We start from the raw sequence: 813 nt of genomic DNA, 5'->3' as shown, positions 1-813 counted from the left end.
GGGCTCATCACCAGAACCACATCGGCATCGCTGATGGTCAGGGATTTCAGCATCATCCGCGCCATGGCTTCCGTCATATCCTGATCGCTCAGGGTGTAGACCGGCTGCTTGGTCAGCGCCGGGGTTAGCGCCTTCTGCGCCAGTGATATCAGCTGTGGCTGCAGCGCCGGGGCCAGGCCATCAATATCAAGCTGGCGGATGACCGGTTCTTCAATAAAAAAGCTGTAGCTGGCTTTGTCGTAGCGGATTTTTCCTTCCACGGTCAGCTGGCCACTGCTTTGCAAACCGATGCTGGTGGCAATCACGGCATTGGTCTGCAGGCTCAGGCGGTTACCGCTGGGCAGCAGATCAAGCTTTGGATTGCTCAGCGTTAACGTCACCATGCCCTGACTTTGTGTCAGGGGCATCTGGCTGTCTAACTGCTGCTGCAGTTGCTGTTCCGTGAGGCGTACTTCATAGGCCTGTGCGGCAAGACTGAACAGCAGCAGGCTGCTGGTGCAGAGTGTGGTTAATAATTTCACAGATGCTCCTTAACCGCCTTCTGCTGGCTCAGATTGCGGATTTTTTTGTTGGTCTGCCACTTCCAGAAAGCGGCCAGCAGAGAACCGCTGATGTTGTGCCAGACGCTGAACAGTGCGCCGGGCAGGGCGGCCATCGGGCCGTAAAATTTCAGTGCGAGCGCGACGCCCAGACCGGAATTCTGCATCCCGACTTCCAGCGCAATGGTGCGTGCTTCCACTTCGGTATGACCATTCCAGAGCGCGATGCCATATGCAGCGGCCAGACCCAGCAGGTTATGCAGCATCACCGACA

At 56.9% G+C, this 813-nt stretch carries 1 protein-coding gene and 1 pseudogene; both read right to left on the bottom strand.

The annotated features are described in order from the left end of the window. The coding region (locus tag B3P58_RS04120; RefSeq protein WP_286716205.1) for a DUF1439 domain-containing protein at window positions 1-521 on the bottom strand (521 nt) is incomplete at its 3' end. Further along, window positions 518-813 (bottom strand): annotated as a pseudogene (locus B3P58_RS04115) (bile acid:sodium symporter family protein); the annotation flags it as partial. The gene B3P58_RS04120 and the pseudogene B3P58_RS04115, both read right to left, overlap by 4 nt.

Source organism: Thalassolituus sp. UBA2009, assembly GCF_002335285.1.
Lineage (GTDB): Bacteria > Pseudomonadota > Gammaproteobacteria > Pseudomonadales > Oceanobacteraceae > Venatoribacter > Venatoribacter alkanivorans.
Note: the sequence above shows the minus strand (reverse complement) of the source record. Positions and strands in the feature narration are given on the sequence as shown.